We start from the raw sequence: 22,151 nt of genomic DNA, 5'->3' as shown, positions 1-22,151 counted from the left end.
TTGGGTTTGTGCCTTAGCTTTCGAGCGCGCTGGCCTGGCCGGCCAGTGCGGCGACGATTTCCTGGAGCTGGGCGACTCCGGCTCCACGATCCGTGAGGTGCAGCCGCAGGACCGGACGGCCGTGGTTCTCGAGAACCTGCGCGTCGCCGGCCGCCTGGGCTGCAATCAGTTGACCGAAAGTGAACGGGCGTTCCGGGATGGCGATGTCGCCGGTCGCGGAAGCCGTAACCTGCAGGAACGAGCCGATGGCCGGTCCGCCCTTGTGGAATTGTCCGGTGGAGTGCAGGAAGCGAGGGCCCCAGCCGAACGTGACCGGCCGGCCGCTGACTCCGGCGAGTTCGTCGCGGATGCCTTCCAGTTGAGCGAACGCGATCCGGTCGAAATATGCCTGGACGCTCAGGTAGCCGTCCGTGCCTAGTTCACCGAGGAGCGCCTTGACGGCATCGGCGGCCGTAGCTGCGTCGCCGAGCCACGCACCCCCGCGGACCTCGATCGCGCCGTCGACGAAGTTCGCCGGCGTCGGCTCGGGACGTGCGTCCAGCAGGCCGCGCGCGGCAATCTTGGCTGCCTCGACGTCGGGCTGGTCAAAGGGGTTGATGCCAAGCAGGCGACCTGCCACCGAGGTGGCGAATTCCCAGACGAACATCTGGGTGGCCAGGCCACCGGCGATCGCGGCTTCGTTTTCGCCGAGTTCGACGTCGGACTCCGCACCGACGAGACGGATCACCAAGACGTCGTCCGCGCCGCTGCTGACCTCCGGCGCGGAAGGACCTGCCACAACCGGCAGAACACCCGTGCCGAGCTTGCCGGTGGATTCGGCGATGAGCTGTTCGGCCCAATCGGCAAAGCCGACAATGCCGGAACCGTCTTCGACGATGACGATCTTGTTCCGCAGCGGGGTGGTTCCGCCCAGCGCGGCACCGAGCCGGAGCCCGATGTTTTCGGGGGAGTCCTCGTTGAGGATTTCCGCTGCTTCCTCGGCCTCATCCAGGAACGCCTGGATGTCGACCCCGGCGAGGCCGCTCGGGACCAAGCCGAAAGCCGTCAGGGCCGAAAAGCGACCGCCGACGTTCGGATCCGCGTTGAAAACGGCACGGTAGCCGGCTTCACGGGAGGCCTTGTCCAGCGGGGAACCGGGATCGGTCACGATGACGATGCGGCTCTTGGCATCGATGCCGGCCTCGGTGAAGGCCTGCTCGAATACCCGTCGCTGCGAGTCGGTTTCCACGGTGGAGCCCGACTTGGAAGAGACCACGATGGCGGTCTCGGCCAGGCGGTCCGCGAGGGCAGCACCGACCTGTTCGGGGTCGGTGCTGTCCAGCACGGTCAGCTCGACGCCGGCGGTGCCGGCAATGACCTCGGGGGCAAGCGAAGAGCCGCCCATGCCACACAGGACAATGCGGGAGACGCCTTCGGCCCGGAGGGCGTCCCGGAGTTCCAGGATCCCTTCGACCAAGGGCTGGGAAACGGTTGCCGCTTCCACCCATCCGAGACGGATGGCGGATTCGGATTCAGCATCCGGACCCCACAAAGTGTGGTCCTTCGCGAAAATCCTGGTGGCAATCCGGTCTTCGACAAGTGCCGGGATGTGTTGCTCGATGGCCTGCTGTGCAGCGCCGCTGGCGTCGTAGCTGAGAGTGCTCATGTGGGTTAGGAAGCCTTCCGTGCAGAGGCGAGGGCGCCTTCGACGTCGGCCAGAAGTTCCTTCCAGCTGGCCACGAACTTGTCCAGGCCCTCGGATTCGAGGATTGCGACGACGTCGTTGTAGGAGATGCCGAGGCCCTCCAATGCGTTGAGGACGCTGTTTGCTTCCTCGTAGGTGCCGGAGACGGTGTCACCCGTGACGACGCCGTGGTCGAACGTGGCGTCGAGGGTCTTTTCCGGCATGGTGTTGACGACGCCGGCGGCGACCAGTTCGGTCACGTACAGGGTGTCCGGGTAGGCCGGGTCCTTGACGCCGGTGGAAGCCCACAGCGGACGCTGGGGGAGCGCGCCGGCTTCGGCCAGGACGGCCCAGCGCTCGGTGGAGAACAGCTCTTCGTAGACCTGGTACGCGAGGCGGGCGTTGGCAACGCCTGCCTTGCCCTTGAGGGCTTTCGCTTCATCGGTGCCGAGGGCATTGAGTCGCTTGTCGATCTCGGAGTCCACGCGGGACACGAAGAAGGACGCCACCGAGTGGATCTTGGAGAGGTCGTGGCCGTTTTCCTTGGCCAGCTCAAGGCCGGACTGGAAAGCGTTGATGACGGCGCGGTAGCGCTCCAGGGAGAAGATCAGGGTCACGTTGACGCTGATGCCCTCGGCCAGGGTTGCCGTGATGGCGGCTAGGCCTTCAAGGGTTGCCGGGATCTTGATGTGGACGTTGTCCTTGTTGACCTTCTTGTACAGGTGCTTGGCTTCGGCGATGGTGCCTTCGGTGTCCCACGCCAGGCGGGGATCCACCTCGATGGAGACACGGCCGTCCACGCCCTTGCTCGCTGCCGCGACCGGAGCGAAGAGGTCGCAGGCATCGGCGACGTCGGTGGTGGTGATCTCGAAGACCGTCTCTTCGACCGACGAGCCCTTGGCAGCCTCTGCGGCAATCACGGCGTCGTAGTCGCTGCCGGCGGTGATGGCGGCGTGGAAGATCGACGGGTTGGTGGTGACACCAACCACGTTCTTCTCGTCAATGAGCTTCTGCAGGGTGCCGCTGGCGAGGCGTTCCCGGGAGAGATCGTCAAGCCAGATGGACACTCCGGCGTCGGAAAGCTGCTGGGTGGGAGTCGTAGTCATTTCTTTAATCTCCTTGGAAATCTGTTCGTTGCTGTCGGATTCGTCTCGGTCGCGTTTTCAGCTACCGAGACCCGCGAGGGAGTCCTTGGCGGCGGCGGCGACTGCTTCTGCCGTGATGCCGAACTCCTTGAAGAGGCGCTTGTAGTCTGCCGAGGCGCCGAAGTGCTCGAGGCTGATGGAGCGTCCGGCGTCGCCGACGAATTCCTTCCAGCCCAGTGCCAGGCCGGCTTCGACCGAGACGCGGGCCTTGACGGCGGCCGGGAGCACGGACTCGCGGTACGCGGAGTCCTGCTTGTTGAACCACTCGACGCACGGCATGGAGACGACGCGGGCGGCGATGCCTTCGGCCTGGAGCGCTTCGCGGGCGTTCACCGCGAGCTGGACTTCGGAACCGGTGCCGATGAGGATGACGTCGGCCGGGACCGTGACGCCGTCCTTGGATGCCTCTGCCAGGACGTAGCCGCCCTTGGCGACGCCGGCGGTGGAGCCGAAGGTGTCACCCTCGGCAAGGCCTTCGCCGCGTGCGTAGGTCGGGATGTTCTGCCGGGTCAGCACGATGCCTGCCGGGTTTTCGTGGTTCTCCAGCATGGTCTTCCATGCTGCGGCAACCTCGTTGGCGTCGCCGGGGCGGACAACGTCCAGGCCCGGGATGGCGCGGAGGGTCGACAGCTGTTCCACCGGCTGGTGGGTGGGGCCGTCCTCGCCCAGGCCGATCGAGTCGTGGGTCCAGACGTACAGCGACGGGACGCCCATGAGGGCGCCGAGGCGGATCGCGGGACGCTGGTAGTCGCTGAAGATCAGGAAGGTTCCGGAGAACGCCCGGGTCCGGCCGTGCAGCGAGATGCCGTTCACGATCGACGCGGCGGCGTGCTCGCGGATACCGAAGTGCAGCACCCTGCCGTACGGGTTGCCCTTCCAGGCGCCGGTGGAGCGCGAGGCAGGGATGAACGACGGCGAACCCTCGATGGTGGTGTTGTTGGACTCGGCGAGGTCGGCGGAGCCGCCCCACAGTTCCGGAAGGACCGGGCCGATCGCGTTCAGGACCTTGCCGGACGCGGCGCGGGTAGAAACTTCCTTGCCTGCTTCGAAGACCGGCAGCGCGGCGTCGAGCTCGACCGGAAGCTTCTTGGCCTCGATGCGCTCAAGCAGTGCCGCGCCCTCGGGGTTGGCGGTCTGCCACGCCTCGAAGGATGCCTGCCATTCGCTGCGCTCAGCTGCACCGCGTTCGACGACGGCACGGGCATGTGCCAGGACGTCCTCGTCAACCTGGAAGGAACGCTCGGGGTCGAAGCCCAGGACTTCCTTCAGTGCTGCGACTTCTTCGGCACCGAGGGCGGAACCGTGGATCTTGCCGGTGTTCTGCTTCTTGGGTGCCGGGTAGCCGATGATGGTGCGCAGCGAGATGATGGACGGCTTGGACGTCTCGGCCTTCGCGGCGAGCAGGGCGCCGTAGAGCTCCTGGACGTCTTCGACGTATTCGCCGGTCTTGGTCCAGTCCACGCGCTGGGTGTGCCAGCCGTAGGCTTCGTAGCGCTTGAGGACGTCTTCGGTGAAGGCCACGTCGGTGTCGTCTTCGATGGAGATGTGGTTCTCGTCGTAGATCACCACGAGGTTGCCTAGTTCCTGGTGGCCGGCCAGGGAGGAAGCCTCAGAAGTCACGCCTTCCTGGAGGTCGCCGTCGGAGGCAATGACCCAGATGGTGTGGTCGAACGGGCTCTCGCCGGCGGGAGCATCGGCGTCGAACAGGCCGCGCATGCGGCGCTGCGAGTAGGCGAAGCCCACCGAGGAGGCCAGGCCCTGGCCCAGAGGGCCGGTGGTGATCTCGACGCCGGCGGTGTGCTTGTATTCCGGGTGGCCGGGGGTCAGCGATCCCCAAGTGCGCAGGGCCTCGAGGTCCTTCAGCTCCAGGCCGTAGCCGGAAAGGAACAACTGGATGTACAGGGTCAGCGATGTGTGTCCGGGGGACAGGATGAACCGGTCACGGCCGATCCAGTCCGGGTGCTTCGGGTCGTGGCGCATCAGCTTCTGGAACAGCAGGTAGGCGGCCGGTGCAAGGCTCATGGCCGTGCCGGGGTGACCGTTGCCGACCTTCTCGACGGCGTCAGCGGCCAAAACGCGGACGGTGTCCACGGCGCGCTGGTCCAGGCTTGTCCAAGTCAGTTCTTGCTCTTCCAAATGTGGCACGTAAACCGAGCCCCTCTCTGTGCTGACGGCTGGTGACGGCACATGGCAAGCCTCGGGCACAAGATGGCGCCCGCTGCGAAGTTCCTACCAGCCGTTCACCATTGAAACGTTGATCTATCATCCAGACATGCAAGTCTGAGAATACGCTTTCTCAGAAAACTTGCGTGAGCTGATCTGCAGACAGCTTAGCCCGGTTCGCCACCCCGAATGGTGGGAATCTCAAAAAATGGACGCATATTCCGTTTTATGAATCACGGCGGCGGCAAAGTGCCGGTGAACTTTCGGAAACAGAGGAAAGTTCCGGGTGCCGTGGCGTCGGACAGGCCACGGTATGATATCTGGAGGCCGAACCGGGGTGCCGCCACCGCGGGAAACCCGCCTTGACAACACCAGCAAAGAACAGAGTGACTGCCAACGTGAGCACAACAGATACGCCCCTCAATGCTTCCCCGGTTGTGGGGAAGCGCGGAATGTCCCGTAAGTTCAAGGCGTATCTGGCACTGACCAAACCCCGCGTGATCGAATTGCTGCTGGTCAGCACCCTGCCCACCATGATCTTCGCGCAACGGGGCTTCCCCTCCATCGGCTTGATTCTGGCCACGTTGGTGGGCGGCGCCTTCGCCGCCGGCAGCGCAGGGGTCTTCAACTGCTACATCGACCGGGACATCGACAAGTTGATGCACCGCACCGAAAAGCGGCCCCTCGTGACGGGCGAAGTCACCCCCCGCGAAGCACTCGTCTTCGCGTGGATCCTTGGAGCTGGCTCCATCGCTATCCTCTGGTTCGGGGCCAACCCGCTGTCGGCGTGGCTCGGTCTTGGTGCGATTGTTTTCTACGTTGTCATCTACACGATGATCCTCAAGCGCCGCACGGCACAGAACATCGTGTGGGGCGGTGCGGCCGGCTGCTTCCCGGTGCTGATCGCCTGGGCGGCGGTGACGAACACTGTCGAGTGGCCCGCCGTCGTGCTCTTCATGGTGATTTTCCTGTGGACTCCTCCGCACTACTGGCCGTTGTCCATGCGGTACGGCGAGGACTACCGCAACGCGAACGTCCCCATGCTGGGCGCCATCGCCGGTGCCAAGGTGGTTTCCGTCCAGGTGGTTCTGTACGCCTGGGCCATGGTGGTGTGCTCGCTGCTCTTGGTGCCGGTGGGCCGCGCGGGCTGGGTGTACACCGTCGCCGCAGTCATCGCGGGTGCTTGGTTCCTCTATGAATCCCACGCCCTCTACAACCGGGCGCAAGGCGGCGACGTCTCGAACAAGGGAGCCATGAAGGTCTTCCATGGTTCCATCAGCTACCTGACGCTTCTCTTCATTGCCCTCGCGGTGGACCCGTTCATCGGTTCCCCGATCATCGGCGGCTGACGCCCGCGTCACCGCAGGACACCCGCTCACTTATAGGGCCGTTTTCCCAAACGCCCGCTCACTTTCAGGGGTAAAACAGAAGACCCTCCCTTACGTCGCATGACGTGAGGGAGGGTCTTTCCTTTGGCTTGCGCAGCGGCCATCAGCCGCCAGCGGCTAGAGCTTCGGGCTGAACCGTGCCACGTCCGCCGCGTTCGTGGCGGCACTCATGAGCAGGGCGGCACCCAGCATGTGCGCGCCTACAAGGAGGGCGGGGATCCCGTTGTAGTACTGTGCAAAGCCAATGACGGCCTGCAGGACCGTCACGCCGAGCAGCAGCAGCGCCGCGGTGCGGAACGCGCCGCTGATTCCCTTGCGCAGGACGAAGTAGACGGCGAAGACGGCTCCCGCCGTGATGAGGTACGCCGGTACTGCGTGGATGTGCGAGAAGAGATCCCAGTCGAGATCGTTCCGCGGCGCGTTGGCGTCCCCGGCGTGGGGTCCGGCGCCAGTCACCACGACGCCGAGGCACACCGCAACTGCCGAGAAGAACGCGACGGCGGTCATGACAGGGCTCATGGCGCCCGGAATCGCGGCCAACGGCCGTTTCATGAAGCGGCCGGTCCGGCCATAGGCGCGGTTGACCAGGAGCGTGGAGAAGACGACCAGGGCCATGGAAACCAGGAAGTGCAGTCCGACAACCCAGGGGTTCAGATTGGACAGCACGGTGATGCCGCCGATGATGGCTTGTGCCGGAATGCTGGCGAGCAGGCCCACTGCCAGGAGGAAAAGGTCTCGGCGTTCCTTGCGGAGGTTCCACAAATACACCAGCATCAGGACGGCGACGGCCGCCAGGGCGAATGTCAGCATGCGGTTGCCGAATTCGATGAAGCCGTGGATGCCCATCTCCGGCGTGTTCACCAGGGAACCGCTGGTGCAGCGTGGCCATGTCGGGCAGCCGAGCCCCGAGGATGTCAGCCGGACCGCGCCACCGGTGACCACCAGGACCACCTGGCCGATCAGGGACAACATGGCCAGCCTGAGGATGGTGCTATTGACCTCCGTGGGGAGCTTGGCGGTCAACTGCTGGATGGACTTCGGAAGGCGGGAAGCCGTGCTCACAGTTTTCTCAATTCTCGGTACTTAATTCACGCTGACGGTTCAGTTCCACAACGGGACGCTCAGTTCCATTTGAACCAGCGGACGGCGGCCGCGCCAGGGACGATCGTCCACAGGAGCAGCACAAGAACGTAGGGCAGGGACACGCTGCCATGGAGGAAAGCGTCCCTGAGCGACTGCCCCAAGGCCCCCGAGGGCAGGAAGTGCACGATGTTCTGTGCCAGGTCCGGCAATCGCTCGGCAGGAACCACGATTCCGCCGAGGGCGCCCAGCAGGATCCACAGCAGGTTGGTGATGGCGAGGGTTGCCTCCGGCCGGACGGTGCCGGCAACCAGGAGCCCGAGCGCGGTGAAAGCGGCAGCACCGAGAACCAAAAGCCCCAGGCCGGGAAGCCAGCCTTCGGGGCGCGGATGCCAGCCCAGCAACGCGGCTACGGCTCCGATCACCAGGACCTGGAGAACCAGGACGGCCAAGACGGCGAGGATCTTGCCTGCGATGAGGCCGGTCCGGCCCAAGGGAGTGGTCGAGAGGAAGCGGAGCACGCCGTAGCGGCGATCGAAGCCCGTGGCGATACCCTGGCCGGTGAATGCCGTGGACATGGCACACAGGGCGAGAACGCCCGGCGTCGCGATGTCCACGCGACTGGCGCCCAAGCCATCGAGCAGCGGTGTAACGGTGAGTCCCACCAAAGCCAGCAAGGGCATGATCACCGCGAGGATCAGCTGCTCACCGTTCCGGATCATGGTCAAGGTTTCGTAGCGGCCCTGCAGCAGAATCCTGCGCATCAACGGCGCGGGCCCGGCGTGGGGTGTGCTGAGGGCGGGGGTTGCGCTGGTCATCGGATGTCCCTTCCGGAAATGTCCAGGAAAACGTCTTCCAAGCTGCGCGCCTCCAAGCGGAGGGACGCCGGCATGATGCCCTGCTCGGCCCACCAGGCTGTGAGCTTCGCCAGATGCTGCGGCGTCAATGTGCCTGCGATTGCATAGCTGCCTGCCCGGCTTTCGGTGATAGTTAGTTCGTGGCCGATGGCCGCGGCAATGTCGAGGCCGGCCGGGGCATCAAAGAACAGGGTGCGTTCGGTCACCCCGTCCATGGCCTCGTGGCCGTGGCTCAACAAGTCGGCGACGGTGCCCTCTGCGACGTTGTGACCGGCGTCGATGATGTAAACGTAGTCCGCGAGCCTCTGGGCATCATCCATGAGGTGCGTGGTGAGGATGATGCCCATGCCGGCGTCCCGCAGTTCGGCGATGAGCTCGAAGACGATTTGGCGGGACTGTGGATCGAGTCCCGCGCTGGGCTCGTCCAGGAACAGGACTTCGGGGTTGCCGATCAGGGCGGCCGCAAGCGAGAGCCGTTGCTTCTGGCCGCCGGACAAGCGCCGGACGCCGGTGCGGCTGAACGCGTCGATGCCCAGCCGCTCTACGAGTCCGTCCAAGGGAAGCGGGTTTTGGTACATGCCGGCAATGTGCCGAAGCAACGGGATGGGACGGGCCGACGGCGGGAGGCCGCCGTCCTGCAGCATCACGCCGACGCGTGAACGAAGGTTCGCACCTGCTGTGTCAGGGTCTTCGCCGAGGAGTTCGATGCGGCCGCCCGTACGCTTTTGAAGTCCTTGCGCGCACTCTAGGGTTGTTGTCTTACCCGCACCGTTGGCACCGAGCAAGGCGGTGATCTGGCCGCGTTCTGCGAACATTGACAATCCGCTGACTACCCGTAGCATCTTGCCGTCAAGGGAAGCCAGCGGGCCAACGTCCTTGATGAGTCCATCGATGGTGAGGACAGGGGATTCGGGGGATCGCACCAGAGTATTCTACGTGAAGTAGTAGGGGTGCGGCGGGCAAGGTCCCGCAGGCCAGCCTTGCCTTACTGGATGCGCGGACTAAATTACGACATGATTGTGTTGTGTATTCCATGAGGAGTTCTGTTTCCGTGCCCGCAAGGCATAGCGCGGTCATGCCTGTGCCCGGTGGTACAGCCGTTGGCGTGGCTGACGCGGAAGACCGTACCCGGGACCGTGTTCTCAACGCGGTGTTGGAGCACGGCCCAGTCAGTGCGGCTGAACTTGGCGACATGCTCGGCTTCACCCCTGCAGCTGTCCGCCGCCACCTGGATCACCTTCAGCGTGCCGGGGTCATCGAGGTAAAACGCGTCGCCAAGGCGGGTGCCGGTGCGGGCCGGCCGGCCCGTCGCTACGTCCTGAGCTCCCAAGGGCAGTCGAAGCTCGGGGACGACTACCTGAATATTGCCAGTTCCGCGTTGCGGAGGCTCCGGGACCTCGCAGGGGAAGAAGCTGTGAGGGACTATGCGGTGGAGCGCTTTGCGGAGATGGAACAGCGCTACGCACCGGAAGTCGACCTGGCGGGCTCCGACATTGCGGCGCGCGCTGTGGCGCTGTCCAAGGCCCTGAGCAGGGACGGATACGTCGCATCGGCTGCGTCGATTGAGACCAAGGCGCCTTTGCCCGCTTCCCTCTCTAGCGTCCAGCTGTGCCAGGGCCATTGCCCCATCCAACAGCTCGCCGCGGAATTTCCCGTTTTTTGCGACACTGAGACCGAACTTTTTTCCCGTTTGGTCGGCGTCGATGTCCGCAGGCTCTCCACCCTCGCGCAGGGCGGGCATGTCTGCACCACCCACATTCCTACAGGCAGGCCAGCCGCCAAGGAGGCCCTCGGGTTTCCGAAGCTGCAGGCCGCGCCCCATGTCGAATCCAACAATCAGTAAGAAAGGCCGTGATGACGGGTCAATTAGCTGAAGGAACAGCAGAGAAAGCGCTAGCTGACGGTGCTGTGATCTCGGAGATTCTGGAGAAGAATCCCGAGCTGCACGGTATTGGCACCTACGAGTACGGATGGGCTGACAAGAACGACGTCGGCGCGAACGCACGCCGTGGTCTCAACGAAGAGGTAGTCCGCGACATTTCGGCCAAGAAGAGCGAGCCGCAGTGGATGCTGGACCTCCGCCTGAAGGGCTTGAAGTACTTCGACCGCAAGCCCATGCCCACCTGGGGTGCAGACCTCTCAGGCATTGACTTCGACAACATCAAGTACTTCGTGCGCTCCACCGAGAAGCAGGCTGCCACGTGGGAAGACCTCCCCGAGGACATCCGCAACACCTACGAGAAGCTGGGTATCCCGGAAGCCGAGCGCAGCCGCCTCGTGTCCGGCGTGGCCGCGCAGTACGAGTCCGAGGTTGTGTACCACCAGATCCGCGAGGACCTGGAAGCCCAGGGCGTTATCTTCCTGGACACCGACACCGCGCTCCGCGAGCACCCGGAGATCTTCCAGGAGTACTTCGGCACCATCATTCCGGTGGGCGACAACAAGTTCGCGTCGCTGAACACGGCCGTATGGTCCGGCGGTTCCTTCGTATACGTCCCCAAGGGCGTCCACGTTGACATCCCGCTGCAGGCCTACTTCCGCATCAACACCGAGAACATGGGCCAGTTCGAGCGCACCCTGATCATCGCGGACGAGGACTCCTACGTCCACTACATCGAAGGCTGCACCGCTCCGATCTACACTTCGGACTCCCTGCACTCCGCCGTGGTGGAAATAATCGTGAAAAAGGGCGCCCGCGTCCGTTACACGACCATCCAGAACTGGTCCACCAACGTGTACAACCTGGTTACCAAGCGCGCCATCTGCGAAGAAGGCGCCACCATGGAATGGATCGATGGCAACATCGGCTCCAAGGTGACCATGAAGTACCCGGCTGTCTACCTCGTCGGCGAGCACGCCAAGGGTGAGACCCTGTCCATCGCCTTCGCGGGCGAAGGCCAGCACCAGGACACCGGCTCGAAGATGGTCCACATCGCGCCGAACACCAAGAGCTCGATCATTTCCAAGTCCGTGGCCCGCGGTGGCGGTCGTGCAGCCTACCGCGGCCTGGTCCAGGTCCGCGAAGGCGCCAAGCATTCCGCCAACACCGTGCGTTGCGATGCTTTGTTGGTAGACACCATTTCCCGTTCCGACACCTATCCCTACATCGACATCCGCGAGGATGACGTGGTGATGGGTCACGAGGCCACCGTTTCCCGAGTCAGTGAGGAGCAGCTCTTCTATCTGATGTCTCGCGGTATGCCCGAGGACGAGGCCATGGCCATGATCGTGCGCGGCTTCATTGAGCCGATTGCCCGTGAGTTGCCAATGGAATACGCCCTTGAACTCAACCGCCTGATTGAACTGCAGATGGAAGGATCCGTCGGTTAGCAATGACTGAAATCACTACTGAAAAGGCCCGCATCGGCGCGCCATCGGCCAAGCCGTTTATCGACGGATTCACCGAAGAGGGCGAGAACCTCTCACCGGTCAACACCGGCACCAACACGTCTTCCACCTCGGAAAAGACGTCGGAACAGGCACCTTCAGCCGGACCGCTCGCGGGCGCCTCGGCCAAGAGCCACTCCCACGGCGGCGGCGTTGGAATCCCGGACAGTTCGCGCGCAGGTCGGCTGACCTCGTACAAGCTGGCTGACTTCAAGCCCCTCACCGGGTTGGAAGAAGACTGGCGCTTCACCCCGCTCAAGCGGCTTCGCGGCCTTCACAACGAGGTCCTCTCCGGTTCGGCACCGTCCGTCGCCGTTACCGCCCCGGAGGGCGTCGTCGTCGAGACCGTGGGGCGGGACGACGTACGCATCGGCTCCGCGGCCATTCCGGAGGACCGCGTGTCCGCCAATGCCTGGGAGAACTTCACCGAGGCCACCGTCATCACGGTGCCCGCCGAGCTCCAGCTCGACGGCGAAGTGTCCGTCCTGCTGACCGGCACCTCCACTGAAGCTTCCGCCCAGCACATCGTGATCGTCGCTGGCCGCTTCTCGAAGTCCCGGATCGTCCTGGACCACCAGGGCAGTGCGATCGTTTCGGAGAACGTCGAAATCCTTGTCGAAGACGGCGCGGACCTGACGGTCATCTCGCTCCAGGAGTGGAACGACGACGCCGTTCACGCCTCTTCGCAGCAAGCCAAGCTGGGCCGTGACGCCAAGTTCAAGCACATCGTAGTCAGCCTCGGCGGCGACGTCGTGCGCATGACTCCGTCCACGCGCTTCACCGGGCCCGGCGCGGAAGCCGAGATGTTCGGCTTGTACTTCGCCGACGCCGGCCAGCACCTCGAGCAGCGCCTGTTTGTTGACCACGCCGTGGCCAACTGCAAGTCCAACGTCCTGTACAAGGGCGCCCTGCAAGGCCGCAACGCGCACACCGTGTGGGTTGGCGACGTCTTGATCCGCAAGGAAGCCGAAGGCACGGATACCTACGAGGCCAACCGCAACCTGGTCCTGACGGACGGTGCACGTGCCGACTCGGTGCCGAACCTGGAAATCGAAACCGGCCTGATCGAGGGTGCCGGCCACGCCAGCGCCACCGGCCGCTTCGATGACGAGCACTTGTTCTACCTCATGGCACGCGGCATCCCGGAGGACGTCGCCCGCCGTTTGGTGGTCCGTGGCTTCCTCAACGAGATCATCCAGCAGATCAAGGTACCGGCACTCGAAGAGCGCCTCACCGAAGCTGTTGAGCGCGAGCTCGCCGCGAGCGACAACTAATTCAAGCCAAGCAGGGAAAACAGACTATGAGCGAACAGCCACAAGGCGAACTGGTATGCAACGCCAACGAGATCCAGGTCAAGCAGGCGCTGCGCATCCTGATCGATGACTATCCCGTAGCCATCGTCAAGGACTCGATGGGACAGATCCACGCCATCGGCGACACCTGCTCGCATGCGGACATTTCTCTCGCCGAGGGTGAGATCGAAGGCTGCGCGATCGAATGCTGGGGCCACGGCTCCCAGTTCGATCTCCGCACCGGACAGCCCTTGCAGCTCCCTGCCTATGACCCCGTCCCGGTCTTCGCCGTCACCCTCGACGGTGACGACGTCTACGTGGACGTGACCAACGTTGTGAACGGCGCCTCAGTACAGAACTACTGAGCGCCAAGTGCCTAAAGACTTACGAAAGAAAGAAGAGCATGTCTACTCTTGAGATCAAGGACCTGCACGTCAGCATCGAGACGGAGCAGGGCACCAAAGAGATCCTGAAGGGCGTCAGCCTGACCATCAAGACCGGCGAGACCCACGCAATCATGGGCCCCAACGGTTCGGGCAAGTCCACCCTGGCGTCCACCATTGCCGGCCACCCGCGCTACAACGTCACGAGGGGCACCATCACGCTCGACGGCGAAGACGTATTGGCCATGAGCGTTGACCAGCGCGCCCGTGCAGGCGTCTTCCTGGCCATGCAGTACCCCGTAGAGGTTCCGGGTGTCACCATGACCAACTTCCTGCGCACCGCCAAAACGGCAATCGATGGCGAAGCACCTGCCCTCCGCACCTGGACCAAGGACGTCAAGGCGGCCATGCAGCTCCTCCGCATCGACGCCGACTTCGCGCAGCGCAACGTCAACGAGGGGTTCTCCGGCGGCGAGAAGAAGCGCGTGGAGATCCTCCAGCTCGAACTCTTCAAGCCGAAGTTCGCAGTGCTTGACGAGACCGACTCCGGCCTGGACGTCGACGCGCTCAAGGTCGTCTCCGAGGGCGTCAACCGCGCCCACGCCACGGGCAACATGGGTACCTTGCTCATCACCCACTACACCCGCATCCTGCGTTACATCAAGCCGGACTTCGTCCACGTGTTTGTTGATGGCCAGGTAGTCGAAGAGGGCGGCCCTGAATTGGCCGACCGCCTCGAAGAAGAAGGCTACGACCGTTACGCCACGGGCGCCGGCGCAGCCACCATTGCTGCTGCCGCAGCAGCACAGGCCTAGTTAGGACTCCCGCCATGACCGAAATCAACGCGGCTCGCACCAGCCTCGAGGACGTCGAGGAGGCGCTCAAGGATGTCATTGACCCGGAACTCGGTGTCAACGTGGTGGACCTTGGGCTGCTCTACGGTCTGAAGTACTCGGAAGACGACGGGGCTTTGCTCATCGACATGACGTTGACGACCGCGGCCTGTCCGCTGACGGATGTCCTCGAAGAGCAGGTCGGCCAGTCGCTCGACGGCATCGTCGATGACTGGCGCCTCAACTGGGTATGGATGCCGCCATGGGGTCCCGAGCGGATCACAGACGACGGCAAGGACCAGATGCGGGCCCTCGGCTTCAATATCTAGGTCCCCACCGCCTCCCTAGCCTCGCTTCGCTTCGGCCAGGGAACCCTCGGCGGCGGAGGCCCCTGATTACGAGTACGACGACGGCCGGTCACCTTCCAGCGAAGGGGGCCGGCCGTCGTCGTACGCTGAGATATTGCCGATTTGGCGCCCCGAAAGTGCGCTATCGGAGAGATAGGCGTCACAGAAAGCCGCGGACCCGTGGCAGGGGCTAAAATTCGATGATGCCTTTTCTGGAAAAACTTCAGCTCTGGGCCGATGAACGCCCCGACGACACGGCCGTCGTCGTTGGCGGGAAGCGGCTCGACTGGGCTGACCTTCGGGACGCCGCAACCTTGCGCCTCGGGGAGACGGCCGCGACGACGGTACTCGCCGAGCCCAATTCCCTGGACTTCGTGGTGGCGTACACGGCCGCCGTCGCCGGCGAACGGTGCTGCGCCGTGCTCGACCCGCTGTGGCCGAAAGCCATGATCGATGAGGTTACCCAGAGGATCGGAGAAGCAGGGCCCGCCACCGGCCTCCTGCCCGCCTTGGGCGACGAGCTGGCCGACGGCCATGGGGACACCACGTTCCTGATCGGCCTGACGTCCGGAACCACGTCCGTTCCCAAGGCCTTCACCCGTTCACGGCGTTCGTGGCAGGTTTCGTTTGATGCCTCCATCGAATTCTTCGGGCTCACACCGGAGGACAGGACTCTCGCGCCCGGGCCGCTGGCCGCGAGCTTGAACCTGTACGCCCTGTCAGAATGCCTGTACGCCGGGGCGGCCTTCCACACCATGGAGACCTTCGACGTCGGCGATGTCCACGCAGCCATCAGTTACGACGGCGTCACCCGCCTGGTCCTCGTGCCCACCATGCTGCGCCTGTTGAGCGAGCGCGGACTGGCAGGAGGCGTGGATGCATCCGGCGTGCGGAGCATCATCTGCGCTGGCTCGAAGCTGGACGCCCGCACCCTCGAAGCGGCCAGGCGTTGGGCGCCCAATGCTGCAATTTTCGAGTACTACGGCGCGTCCGAGCTCAGCTTCGTTTCCGGAACGCGCCTCGCTGCCGGGGAGCCGCTCGACGCCGGCGGCACCGGAATCGGCCAACCGTTTCCCGGCGTCGAACTCAAGATCATGGACGACGACGGCGCGGAGCGGCCCGAAGGCGCCGACGGGAACATCTGCGTCCGCTCCGGCATGGTCAGCAACGGGTATCTCTGGGGCGACGACGGCCAGGCGCTGCGTTGCTTTGACGGTTGGTACACGGTGGGGGACCAGGGCTATGTGGATTCCGGTGCCCTGCATATCCTCGGCCGTCGGTCCGACATGATCATCACTTCCGGGAGGAACGTCTATCCTCACGAAGTGGAGCTCGCCTTGGCATCGGTTCCCGGGGTTTCGGCGGCCGTCGCGGCCGGGATGCTCGACGAAGTCCGCGGCCAGAAAGTTGTCGCCGGAATCGTTCCCGCCTACGGTTCCGTGACCGCAACCCAAGTGAAGACGGGCCTTGACGGTCTGCTCGCCCGGGACAAGCGGCCCCTGCGGTATTTCACGCTGTCCGAATTGCCCGTGACGGACCGCGGGAAGGTCAGCCGCCAAATGTTGCTCGACTGGATCGAGAACAACGATCCGCGGGCGAAACCCCTTGCCTAGCCGCGAGCCGGGCACAGGGCTGGACCCTTCGCGCCAACCGGTGATCATCGCCGCCCTGCGGACTCCTATTTGCCGCGCCAACGGACGATTGCAGTCGCTTCGCGCCGAAGAACTCCTCTCTCCTGTCCTCCGCTCACTCCTGACAGCCACGGGTGTTGCCGGTTCGGACGTCAGCGACGTCGTGATCGGCAATGCGGTGGGCGGAGGCGGAAACCTGGCCCGGTATGCCGCACTACACGCGGGACTGCCCGTGGGGGTCCCCGGACTGACGGTGGACCGGCAGTGCGGTTCCGGACTCGACGCCATTGCCCTGGCGTCCCGGCTCGTGGCCGCGGGCGGCAATGGCATCTACCTGGCCGGGGGAGTGGAGAGTATCAGCACTGCCCCGCTGCGTGCCAGGCGAAATCCAGACCCCGACGGCGAGCCGGACTTCTACACCCGGGCCGCCTTTGTACCGCCCGAGTTCGGGGACCCGGACATGGGCGTGGCCGCCGAGAACGTGGCACTCGAGTGCGGCATCAGCCGCGAACAGCAGGACGAGTTCGCCCTGCGCAGTCACCAGCGCGCGGTCGCAGCCACTGCCGCGGGCGCGTTCGCCCCGGAAATTGTTCCCCTGGAAGCCGGGGGCGCCGTGCTGCAAGCGGATGACGGACCCCGGGCATCCCTGAAGGCCGGACTCATGGCCCGCTTCCCGCCCGCATTCGTACCGGGCGGAACTGTGACAGCCGGAAACTCATGCTTCGACGCTGACGCGGCCTCCGCCGTCGTGATCACCTCGCTGGAGCGGGCACGGGAACTTGGTGCCGCCGACGGATTGCTCGTCCTGGGCTGCGACACAGCAGGCGTGGACCCGGAACTGCTGGGCATCGGAGCTTCAGTGGCGGCGAAACGGTTGCTGGCCGAGCTTCATCTCAAGCCCGGAGAACTGGACCTCGTGGAATTCAACGAGGCATTCGCTTCGCAGACCCTCGCTTGCCTTGACGCGTTGGGTGTGGAACCGGCACGGGCGAACCTCGACGGCGGAGCGCTGGCCTTGGGACACGCCTACGGTGCGTCGGGGGCTGTCCTGGTGACGCGGCTGCTGGCCCAGGCCCGCAGGATGGCCGAAGAGCAGCCGGGCCGGGAGAGCCTGGCGCTGGCGATGATCAGCATCGCAGGTGGAATGGGCACGGCTGCAATGTTCCGGTACTCGCAGCTGCAGGAGGCTTGACCCGGGCTAGTCGCCGGGCTCGCCAAGGCCGCGCGCGGCCAAGGCGTCGCCGGTCTGCCGCGCATAGGCAACCGTGGTGATGAAAACCGGCAAGACCAGGGCGCGGGGATTGCGTTCAAGGCCACGCGCCCGGGCCGAGTCACGGACATCCGAGAATGCGCCGGCAATGAATGGAAGGCTGCGCAGCATGATGGCGATGGTCAGCGCGAAGCGCTCAGGGTCCGCCCCGAAACGCTGGAACGGCTTGGACAGGGCAACCACCCCGTCCAGCAGTGCCTGCACCGGAGTCGTGACCGTGAGTACCGACGCCGCGACGACGCAGACCAGCACATTGAGCACGATCCGCGCGGCAACGGGGCCGCCCAGCTGCCACCATTGGAAGGCGCCGATCGCAACGAGGATGGGCGTCACGAGCCACACGGAACGCGCGAGGCGTTTGAGTCCCGCGCCGCTCAGCAGGAAAAGTCCGCACATCACGCCAAGCGCTGCGGCCGAGACAAGCCAATCGACAATCAGGAACGATGCCAGGCCGCAGCCGGCAACCAAGAGAAATTTGAGCCACAGGGGCGTGCGGTGCACGATCGAGTCGCCCCGCACATAGTTGGGGATCAGGACCCCGTGGCCCCTCACGTCGCCTGCACCTTGCCTTGTGCGGGCTCAGCGGCGCAAAGCGCGCGGTAGTGTTCGACGGCGTCGGGTGCTCCGCCGTCGAACACTATCCGGCCGCCGTCCACCACCAAGGCGCGGTCCGCTTCGAGGGCGAGGTCGAGATCGTGGGTGGACATGATGATCTGCTGCTCGAGGCCCGCAAGCGTCCGCCTGAGCAGCTCCCGGTTGCGCAGGTCCAGCAACGTTGAAGGCTCGTCGAGGACCAGCACGGCGGGATCCACTGCGAGGACGGCCGCGAGGGCGAGCAACTGGCGTTCGCCGCCCGAAAGCTCGTAAATACTCTGATCCGCGAGCTCCAGGATCCCGAACCGTTGCAGGACAGCTTCTGCCCGGGCGGCACGCTCTTTGGAATTCTTGATGGAGCGGCGCAAGGAGAGTTCAACGTCTTCCCGCCCGGTCGGCATAACCAGTTGCGACAAGGGATCGGTGAAGACGAAGCCCACCTGGCTGCGGACCTGGCGAACGTCCCGCAAGCTGTCGGCGCCGTTGACGCTGACAGTACCTTCGCTGGGAGCCACCAAGCCGTTGAGCAAGCGCAGCAGGGTGGACTTTCCAGAGCCGTTGGCCCCGATGACCGCAATGCGTTGCTCAGTGAGTTCCAACGAGACGTCCCACAGCAAAGTCTTGGGCCCCGCGCTGCCATCGACGGCTACGCGCACTGAGACGTCGCTCAGAATGATGGTGTTCATGAACTGATTGTTCCCGCTCTATTTGACGCGGCGGACCAGGATGTCCGGGAAGGCCTTGTGGAGCGAGACGGCGATGATCGCAGCCAGGACGTTCTTGATAGTGTCCCCGGGGTAGTAGGGAAGGTCGGCCAGGAACGCCTTGGCGAAGTCGAACTTGCCATTGACCATGAAGCCAAGCACTCCGAGGCCGTGGATGAGGACGATGGTGCTGATCATGGCTGCGGCAAAAAGGAGGACGGCGCGGTACTTGACGGTCCTGCGGATCACGATCGCCGCCAACCAGCCGGTGACGGCCGCCGCCAAGGGAAAGGCGATGATGTAGCCGGCCGACGGTGTTGCCAGGATACCGAGCCCGCTCCGGCCCCCGCTGAAGATCGGCAGTCCGGCGAAACCGAGCAGGGTGTAAAGCCCGACGGCGGCAAAGGCCCGCCCGCCGCCTAGCACGAGGCCGGTGAGGACGACGGTGAGGGTCTGCAGGGTGATCGGTACGCCCAAGGCGCCGACCGGAATGCCCGGAATCATCGTTGAGGCGGCCACGAGGGCCGCGAAGACGGCGATGAGGCCGATGTCCGTGGACGTCCATCGGGCGCGGGGAGAGGTTCGTCGCGTGGGTGCGGTTTCGGTGCTGCTCATGGTGGGTCCTGTCTGTGCCTGGGGCGGAATGAATCCCCTGAATCCGACACTACAGAGCAGCCTGACCCGGAATTTTGTAGGGTGTCCACGAGCAGCACAGTAAGGCCTTGGGGCCAAGGTACAAAGAGCGGCGCTGTTGGCTGCCGGAGCCGCCTTGGCTAAGCCTCGACGTCCTCTGCCGTCGGAGTGAAGCCCGCGCGGTCAACTCTGCGGTGGTAGTGCATCCCAGCCAGTCCGCCCAGTGCCGCGGCGATGAGGGTCACTGCTGCCACTACCAGGGCGGCGATGATCCCGATGGTGCTCAGCTGTCCCTCATTCACCGGAATTCTCGGGAAACTGTTCACGGTGGCGAGGATATTGAACCGCGGTCCGGCGAACAAGCCCAGCAACGCGACCAGCACGGCGACGATAATTGCCCAAAACCAGACCATGAGCCCCTGCCTGATGCCGTTGAACCGAGCCATGCGTCCGGCAACGTAGCCGCCGCAATAGTAGGAGAGGAACAGGATCACCAGAAGCGCGATGATCCCGGCAATGCCAACGGGCTGCGATGATGCCAGGTTCGCTGCGTCACTGACGTTAGCGTTGTTCGCGAGTCCAACAGCGATCCCCGCCGCCGCCACGAGGGCGACCAGCAGCACGGCCATCCCCGTGGCGGTCAGCCAACCGAAGAAGGCCGAGCCGATCTTGATTCCGCCGAACTGCTCCTTTTCGCGGGCGATGACTGTCTCGCGGGTGGCGGCGTTTGGGTCTGAAGCGGGGGAAACCACGGGATAGCTGCTCGTGGTTCCGACGTAGCCGTCGTCAGCGTAGCCGGGGCCATTTCCAGGTACATCGTCCACCCGGTCCCGCCGTGGTTCGGCGGCGTACGGGATTTCATCCTGGCCGCCGTCAGCCCGGACGTGTTTACCATCGGATCCTGTTGCACTGCTCATCGAGAGTCTCCCTTGCAATCGTCCTACCTTCACCTAACCACGAGCCGAAAATAGTAGCAAGCGTACTTACTATTCCGGGCTCATTCGCGGGCGCCCCTGGCGCTGGCGAGCGAGCGAGCTGGTGGGCGGTAGAATCGTAAAGGCCGTTTGTTCGGCCCCTCCACTTCAGCCGCGCCGTGACTCGGTGCTGCGGGTGTTCCCCATTGAAAGGCATCCCCCGAATTGATTACCGTCCAGGAACTCGAACTGCGCGCCGGCGCCCGCCTGCTCATGGACCAGGTGAGCTTCCGCGTGGACAAGGGGGACAAAATCGGACTGGTGGGCCGGAACGGTGCAGGCAAGACGACCCTCACACGCGTCCTTGCCGGTGAGGGACTGCCCGCGGCCGGCAAAGTTGCCCGCAGTGGTGAGATTGGCTACCTGCCCCAGGATCCGCGGACCCCGGATATGGAACAGCTGGCACGCGACCGCATCCTTTCCGCCCGCGGTCTGGACGTCGTGGTGGGCAAGTTGAAGCAGGCCCAAACAGACATGTCCAGCGAAGACGCCACTGTCCAGCGCAAAGCGATGAACCGCTACGACCGCCTGGAAGCCGAGTTCCTCGCAGGAGGCGGCTATGCGGCCGAGGCCGAAGCCGCAGCTATTTCCTCCAACCTGGCCCTTCCCGAGCGGCTCCTGAACCAACCGCTCAAGACGCTCTCCGGTGGCCAGCGCCGCCGCGTGGAGCTGGCCCGGATCCTCTACTCGGACGCCGAGACCCTCCTCCTGGACGAACCCACCAACCACCTCGATGCGGACTCCATCACCTGGCTCCGCGACTTCCTGAAGAGCCACCAGGGCGGGCTGATTGTGATCAGCCACGACGTGGAACTCCTCGAAGCCACGGTCAACAAGGTTTACCACCTGGACGCCAACAGGGCGCAGATCGACTTCTACAACATGGGTTGGAAGCGCTATTTGCAACAGCGCGAAACCGACGAGCGCGCCCGCAAGCGCGAACGCGCCAATGCCGAAAAGAAGGCCCAGGTCCTTATGGACCAGGCAAACAAAATGCGTGCCAAGGCCACCAAGGCCGTCGCTGCGCAGAACATGGCGAAGCGCGCCGAACGTCTGCTTGGCGGCCTGGAAGCCGTCCGCGAGAATGACCGCGTGGCAGCCTTGCGTTTCCCGGATCCTGCTCCGTGCGGCAAGACTCCGCTCACGGCAGAGGGTTTGAGCAAGTCCTACGGCTCACTGGAAATCTTCACCGACGTGGACCTGGCAATCGACCGTGGCTCCAAGGTGGTCATCCTGGGCCTCAACGGTGCAGGCAAGACTACCCTCCTGCGGATGCTCGCCGGCGTGGACAAGCCGGACACCGGCGACATCGTCCCTGGCCACGGGCTCAAAGTGGGCTACTACGCGCAGGAACACGAAACCCTGGACCACGACCGCACCGTCCTGGAGAATATGCGTTCATCCGCTCCGGACATGAAAGACGCAGAGGTCCGCGGGATCCTCGGGTCGTTCCTGTTCTCGGGTGACGACGTCGATAAGCCGGCGGGTGTACTTTCCGGTGGTGAGAAGACGCGACTGGCCCTCGCCACGATCGTGGCCTCGAGCGCCAACGTGCTGCTCCTGGACGAACCAACCAACAACCTCGACCCCGCCAGCCGTGCCGAGATCCTTGGCGCACTGCGAAACTATTCCGGCGCCGTCGTGCTCGTCAGCCACGATGAAGGCGCCGTGCAGGCGCTGAACCCGGAACGCGTGGTCCTGCTCCCGGACGGCGTCGAGGACCACTGGAACGAAGACTACCTGGACCTCATCACCCTCGCTTAGGGCAGAGGGTCTGGGCATGTCGACGCCGTCAGGGCAATTCCCA

At 64.5% G+C, this 22,151-nt stretch carries 20 protein-coding genes; 10 read left to right on the top strand and 10 right to left on the bottom strand.

Annotated elements, in window-relative coordinates; all coding sequences use genetic code 11:
• Positions 1 to 13: 13 nt before the first annotated feature.
• The 3 genes from ABEA18_RS19555 to tkt are packed head-to-tail and all read right to left on the bottom strand — an operon-like array spanning position 14 to position 4,944.
• Positions 14 to 1,645 (bottom strand): glucose-6-phosphate isomerase, encoded by a 1,632-nt coding sequence (locus ABEA18_RS19555; RefSeq protein ID WP_345451928.1) that lies wholly within the window; start codon positions 1,643 to 1,645, stop codon positions 14 to 16.
• 5 nt (positions 1,646 to 1,650) lie between these two features.
• The gene (gene tal / locus ABEA18_RS19550) at positions 1,651 to 2,769 is read right to left on the bottom strand and encodes a transaldolase (RefSeq protein ID WP_345451926.1); all 1,119 of its coding nucleotides are present in this window, start codon (positions 2,767 to 2,769) and stop codon (positions 1,651 to 1,653) included.
• A 57-nt stretch (positions 2,770 to 2,826) separates the two neighbouring features.
• Positions 2,827 to 4,944 carry a transketolase gene (tkt, locus tag ABEA18_RS19545; protein ID WP_345452212.1) on the bottom strand — a complete coding sequence of 706 codons (2,118 nt, stop codon included), beginning with the start codon at positions 4,942 to 4,944 and terminating at the stop codon, positions 2,827 to 2,829.
• A gap of 413 nt (positions 4,945 to 5,357) precedes the next feature.
• On the opposite strand from tkt, the gene ABEA18_RS19540 reads away from it, so the two are divergent.
• Positions 5,358 to 6,320: a heme o synthase gene (locus ABEA18_RS19540; protein WP_345451924.1), complete on the top strand. Its 963-nt coding sequence runs from the start codon at positions 5,358 to 5,360 to the stop codon at positions 6,318 to 6,320.
• Positions 6,321 to 6,476: 156 nt separating this feature from the next.
• Here ABEA18_RS19540 and ABEA18_RS19535 read toward each other — a convergent pair whose 3' ends face one another.
• The 3 genes from ABEA18_RS19535 to ABEA18_RS19525 are packed head-to-tail and all read right to left on the bottom strand — an operon-like array spanning position 6,477 to position 9,219.
• Positions 6,477 to 7,421, bottom strand: a complete 945-nt coding sequence (locus ABEA18_RS19535; protein ID WP_345451923.1) for a COX15/CtaA family protein — start codon at positions 7,419 to 7,421, stop codon at positions 6,477 to 6,479.
• A 59-nt stretch (positions 7,422 to 7,480) separates the two neighbouring features.
• Entirely contained in the window at positions 7,481 to 8,257 is a 777-nt protein-coding gene (locus tag ABEA18_RS19530; RefSeq protein ID WP_345451922.1) for an ABC transporter permease, read from the bottom strand.
• A complete protein-coding gene (locus ABEA18_RS19525; protein WP_345451920.1) occupies positions 8,254 to 9,219 on the bottom strand; it encodes an ABC transporter ATP-binding protein in 966 nt (321 codons plus the stop codon). The genes ABEA18_RS19530 and ABEA18_RS19525 overlap by 4 nt, the downstream gene beginning before the upstream one ends.
• Before the next feature lie 152 nt (positions 9,220 to 9,371).
• Here ABEA18_RS19525 and ABEA18_RS19520 point away from each other — a divergent pair, with 152 nt between their 5' ends.
• The 8 genes from ABEA18_RS19520 (at position 9,372) to ABEA18_RS19485 (ending at position 17,361) form a co-directional block, all read left to right on the top strand.
• Positions 9,372 to 10,139, top strand: coding sequence for a helix-turn-helix transcriptional regulator (locus tag ABEA18_RS19520; RefSeq protein WP_345452210.1), 768 nt, complete (start codon positions 9,372 to 9,374; stop codon positions 10,137 to 10,139).
• An 11-nt stretch (positions 10,140 to 10,150) separates the two neighbouring features.
• Positions 10,151 to 11,626, top strand: a complete 1,476-nt coding sequence (gene sufB / locus ABEA18_RS19515) for a Fe-S cluster assembly protein SufB (protein WP_234749436.1) — start codon at positions 10,151 to 10,153, stop codon at positions 11,624 to 11,626.
• A 2-nt stretch (positions 11,627 to 11,628) separates the two neighbouring features.
• Complete coding sequence (sufD, locus tag ABEA18_RS19510) at positions 11,629 to 12,957, top strand: Fe-S cluster assembly protein SufD (protein WP_345451917.1); 1,329 nt, start codon at positions 11,629 to 11,631, stop codon at positions 12,955 to 12,957.
• A 26-nt stretch (positions 12,958 to 12,983) separates the two neighbouring features.
• Positions 12,984 to 13,340 carry a non-heme iron oxygenase ferredoxin subunit gene (locus ABEA18_RS19505; RefSeq protein ID WP_184735328.1) on the top strand — a complete coding sequence of 119 codons (357 nt, stop codon included), beginning with the start codon at positions 12,984 to 12,986 and terminating at the stop codon, positions 13,338 to 13,340.
• A gap of 38 nt (positions 13,341 to 13,378) precedes the next feature.
• The gene (gene sufC, locus ABEA18_RS19500; protein ID WP_345451912.1) at positions 13,379 to 14,173 is read left to right on the top strand and encodes a Fe-S cluster assembly ATPase SufC; all 795 of its coding nucleotides are present in this window, start codon (positions 13,379 to 13,381) and stop codon (positions 14,171 to 14,173) included.
• A 14-nt stretch (positions 14,174 to 14,187) separates the two neighbouring features.
• Positions 14,188 to 14,520, top strand: a complete 333-nt coding sequence (locus ABEA18_RS19495) for a metal-sulfur cluster assembly factor (protein ID WP_234749426.1) — start codon at positions 14,188 to 14,190, stop codon at positions 14,518 to 14,520.
• Positions 14,521 to 14,741: 221 nt separating this feature from the next.
• Positions 14,742 to 16,151 (top strand): class I adenylate-forming enzyme family protein, encoded by a 1,410-nt coding sequence (locus ABEA18_RS19490; RefSeq protein WP_345451910.1) that lies wholly within the window; start codon positions 14,742 to 14,744, stop codon positions 16,149 to 16,151.
• Positions 16,144 to 17,361: a thiolase family protein gene (locus ABEA18_RS19485; protein ID WP_345451908.1), complete on the top strand. Its 1,218-nt coding sequence runs from the start codon at positions 16,144 to 16,146 to the stop codon at positions 17,359 to 17,361. Before ABEA18_RS19490 ends, ABEA18_RS19485 begins: the two co-directional genes overlap by 8 nt.
• A gap of 6 nt (positions 17,362 to 17,367) precedes the next feature.
• Here the strand turns inward: ABEA18_RS19485 and ABEA18_RS19480 are convergent, their stop codons facing one another.
• The 4 genes from ABEA18_RS19480 to ABEA18_RS19465 all read right to left on the bottom strand — a co-directional run bounded on the left by ABEA18_RS19480 (position 17,368) and on the right by ABEA18_RS19465 (position 20,287).
• Positions 17,368 to 17,991 (bottom strand): energy-coupling factor transporter transmembrane component T family protein, encoded by a 624-nt coding sequence (locus ABEA18_RS19480; protein WP_345451906.1) that lies wholly within the window; start codon positions 17,989 to 17,991, stop codon positions 17,368 to 17,370.
• The gene (locus ABEA18_RS19475; protein WP_345451905.1) at positions 17,988 to 18,719 is read right to left on the bottom strand and encodes an energy-coupling factor ABC transporter ATP-binding protein; all 732 of its coding nucleotides are present in this window, start codon (positions 18,717 to 18,719) and stop codon (positions 17,988 to 17,990) included. The genes ABEA18_RS19480 and ABEA18_RS19475 overlap by 4 nt, the downstream gene beginning before the upstream one ends.
• An 18-nt stretch (positions 18,720 to 18,737) precedes the next feature.
• A complete protein-coding gene (locus tag ABEA18_RS19470) occupies positions 18,738 to 19,352 on the bottom strand; it encodes a biotin transporter BioY (RefSeq protein ID WP_345451903.1) in 615 nt (204 codons plus the stop codon).
• A gap of 158 nt (positions 19,353 to 19,510) precedes the next feature.
• Entirely contained in the window at positions 19,511 to 20,287 is a 777-nt protein-coding gene (locus ABEA18_RS19465) for a YrzE family protein (protein ID WP_345451901.1), read from the bottom strand.
• A gap of 222 nt (positions 20,288 to 20,509) precedes the next feature.
• Here ABEA18_RS19465 and ABEA18_RS19460 point away from each other — a divergent pair, with 222 nt between their 5' ends.
• Positions 20,510 to 22,108, top strand: a complete 1,599-nt coding sequence (locus tag ABEA18_RS19460) for an ABC-F family ATP-binding cassette domain-containing protein (protein WP_236811100.1) — start codon at positions 20,510 to 20,512, stop codon at positions 22,106 to 22,108.
• Positions 22,109 to 22,151: the final 43 nt, after the last annotated feature.

The sequence above is a fragment of the Arthrobacter gyeryongensis genome, from assembly GCF_039543785.1.
Taxonomy (GTDB): Bacteria; Actinomycetota; Actinomycetes; order Actinomycetales; family Micrococcaceae; genus Arthrobacter; species Arthrobacter gyeryongensis.
Note: the sequence above shows the minus strand (reverse complement) of the source record. Positions and strands in the feature narration are given on the sequence as shown.

What these genes read in the sequence shown, in the direction of transcription:
- ABEA18_RS19555 (WP_345451928.1), bottom strand. Translation starts at nt 1,645, where the DNA reads ATGAGCACTCTCAGCTACGACGCCAGCGGCGCTGCACAGCAGGCCATC.
- tal (WP_345451926.1), bottom strand. Translation starts at nt 2,769, where the DNA reads ATGACTACGACTCCCACCCAGCAGCTTTCCGACGCCGGAGTGTCCATC.
- ABEA18_RS19530 (WP_345451922.1), bottom strand. Translation starts at nt 8,257, where the DNA reads ATGACCAGCGCAACCCCCGCCCTCAGCACACCCCACGCCGGGCCCGCG.
- ABEA18_RS19520 (WP_345452210.1), top strand. Translation starts at nt 9,372, where the DNA reads ATGCCTGTGCCCGGTGGTACAGCCGTTGGCGTGGCTGACGCGGAAGAC.
- sufB (WP_234749436.1), top strand. Translation starts at nt 10,151, where the DNA reads ATGACGGGTCAATTAGCTGAAGGAACAGCAGAGAAAGCGCTAGCTGAC.
- sufD (WP_345451917.1), top strand. Translation starts at nt 11,629, where the DNA reads ATGACTGAAATCACTACTGAAAAGGCCCGCATCGGCGCGCCATCGGCC.
- ABEA18_RS19505 (WP_184735328.1), top strand. Translation starts at nt 12,984, where the DNA reads ATGAGCGAACAGCCACAAGGCGAACTGGTATGCAACGCCAACGAGATC.
- sufC (WP_345451912.1), top strand. Translation starts at nt 13,379, where the DNA reads ATGTCTACTCTTGAGATCAAGGACCTGCACGTCAGCATCGAGACGGAG.
- ABEA18_RS19495 (WP_234749426.1), top strand. Translation starts at nt 14,188, where the DNA reads ATGACCGAAATCAACGCGGCTCGCACCAGCCTCGAGGACGTCGAGGAG.
- ABEA18_RS19490 (WP_345451910.1), top strand. Translation starts at nt 14,742, where the DNA reads ATGCCTTTTCTGGAAAAACTTCAGCTCTGGGCCGATGAACGCCCCGAC.
- ABEA18_RS19475 (WP_345451905.1), bottom strand. Translation starts at nt 18,719, where the DNA reads ATGAACACCATCATTCTGAGCGACGTCTCAGTGCGCGTAGCCGTCGAT.
- ABEA18_RS19470 (WP_345451903.1), bottom strand. Translation starts at nt 19,352, where the DNA reads ATGAGCAGCACCGAAACCGCACCCACGCGACGAACCTCTCCCCGCGCC.
- ABEA18_RS19465 (WP_345451901.1), bottom strand. Translation starts at nt 20,287, where the DNA reads ATGAGCAGTGCAACAGGATCCGATGGTAAACACGTCCGGGCTGACGGC.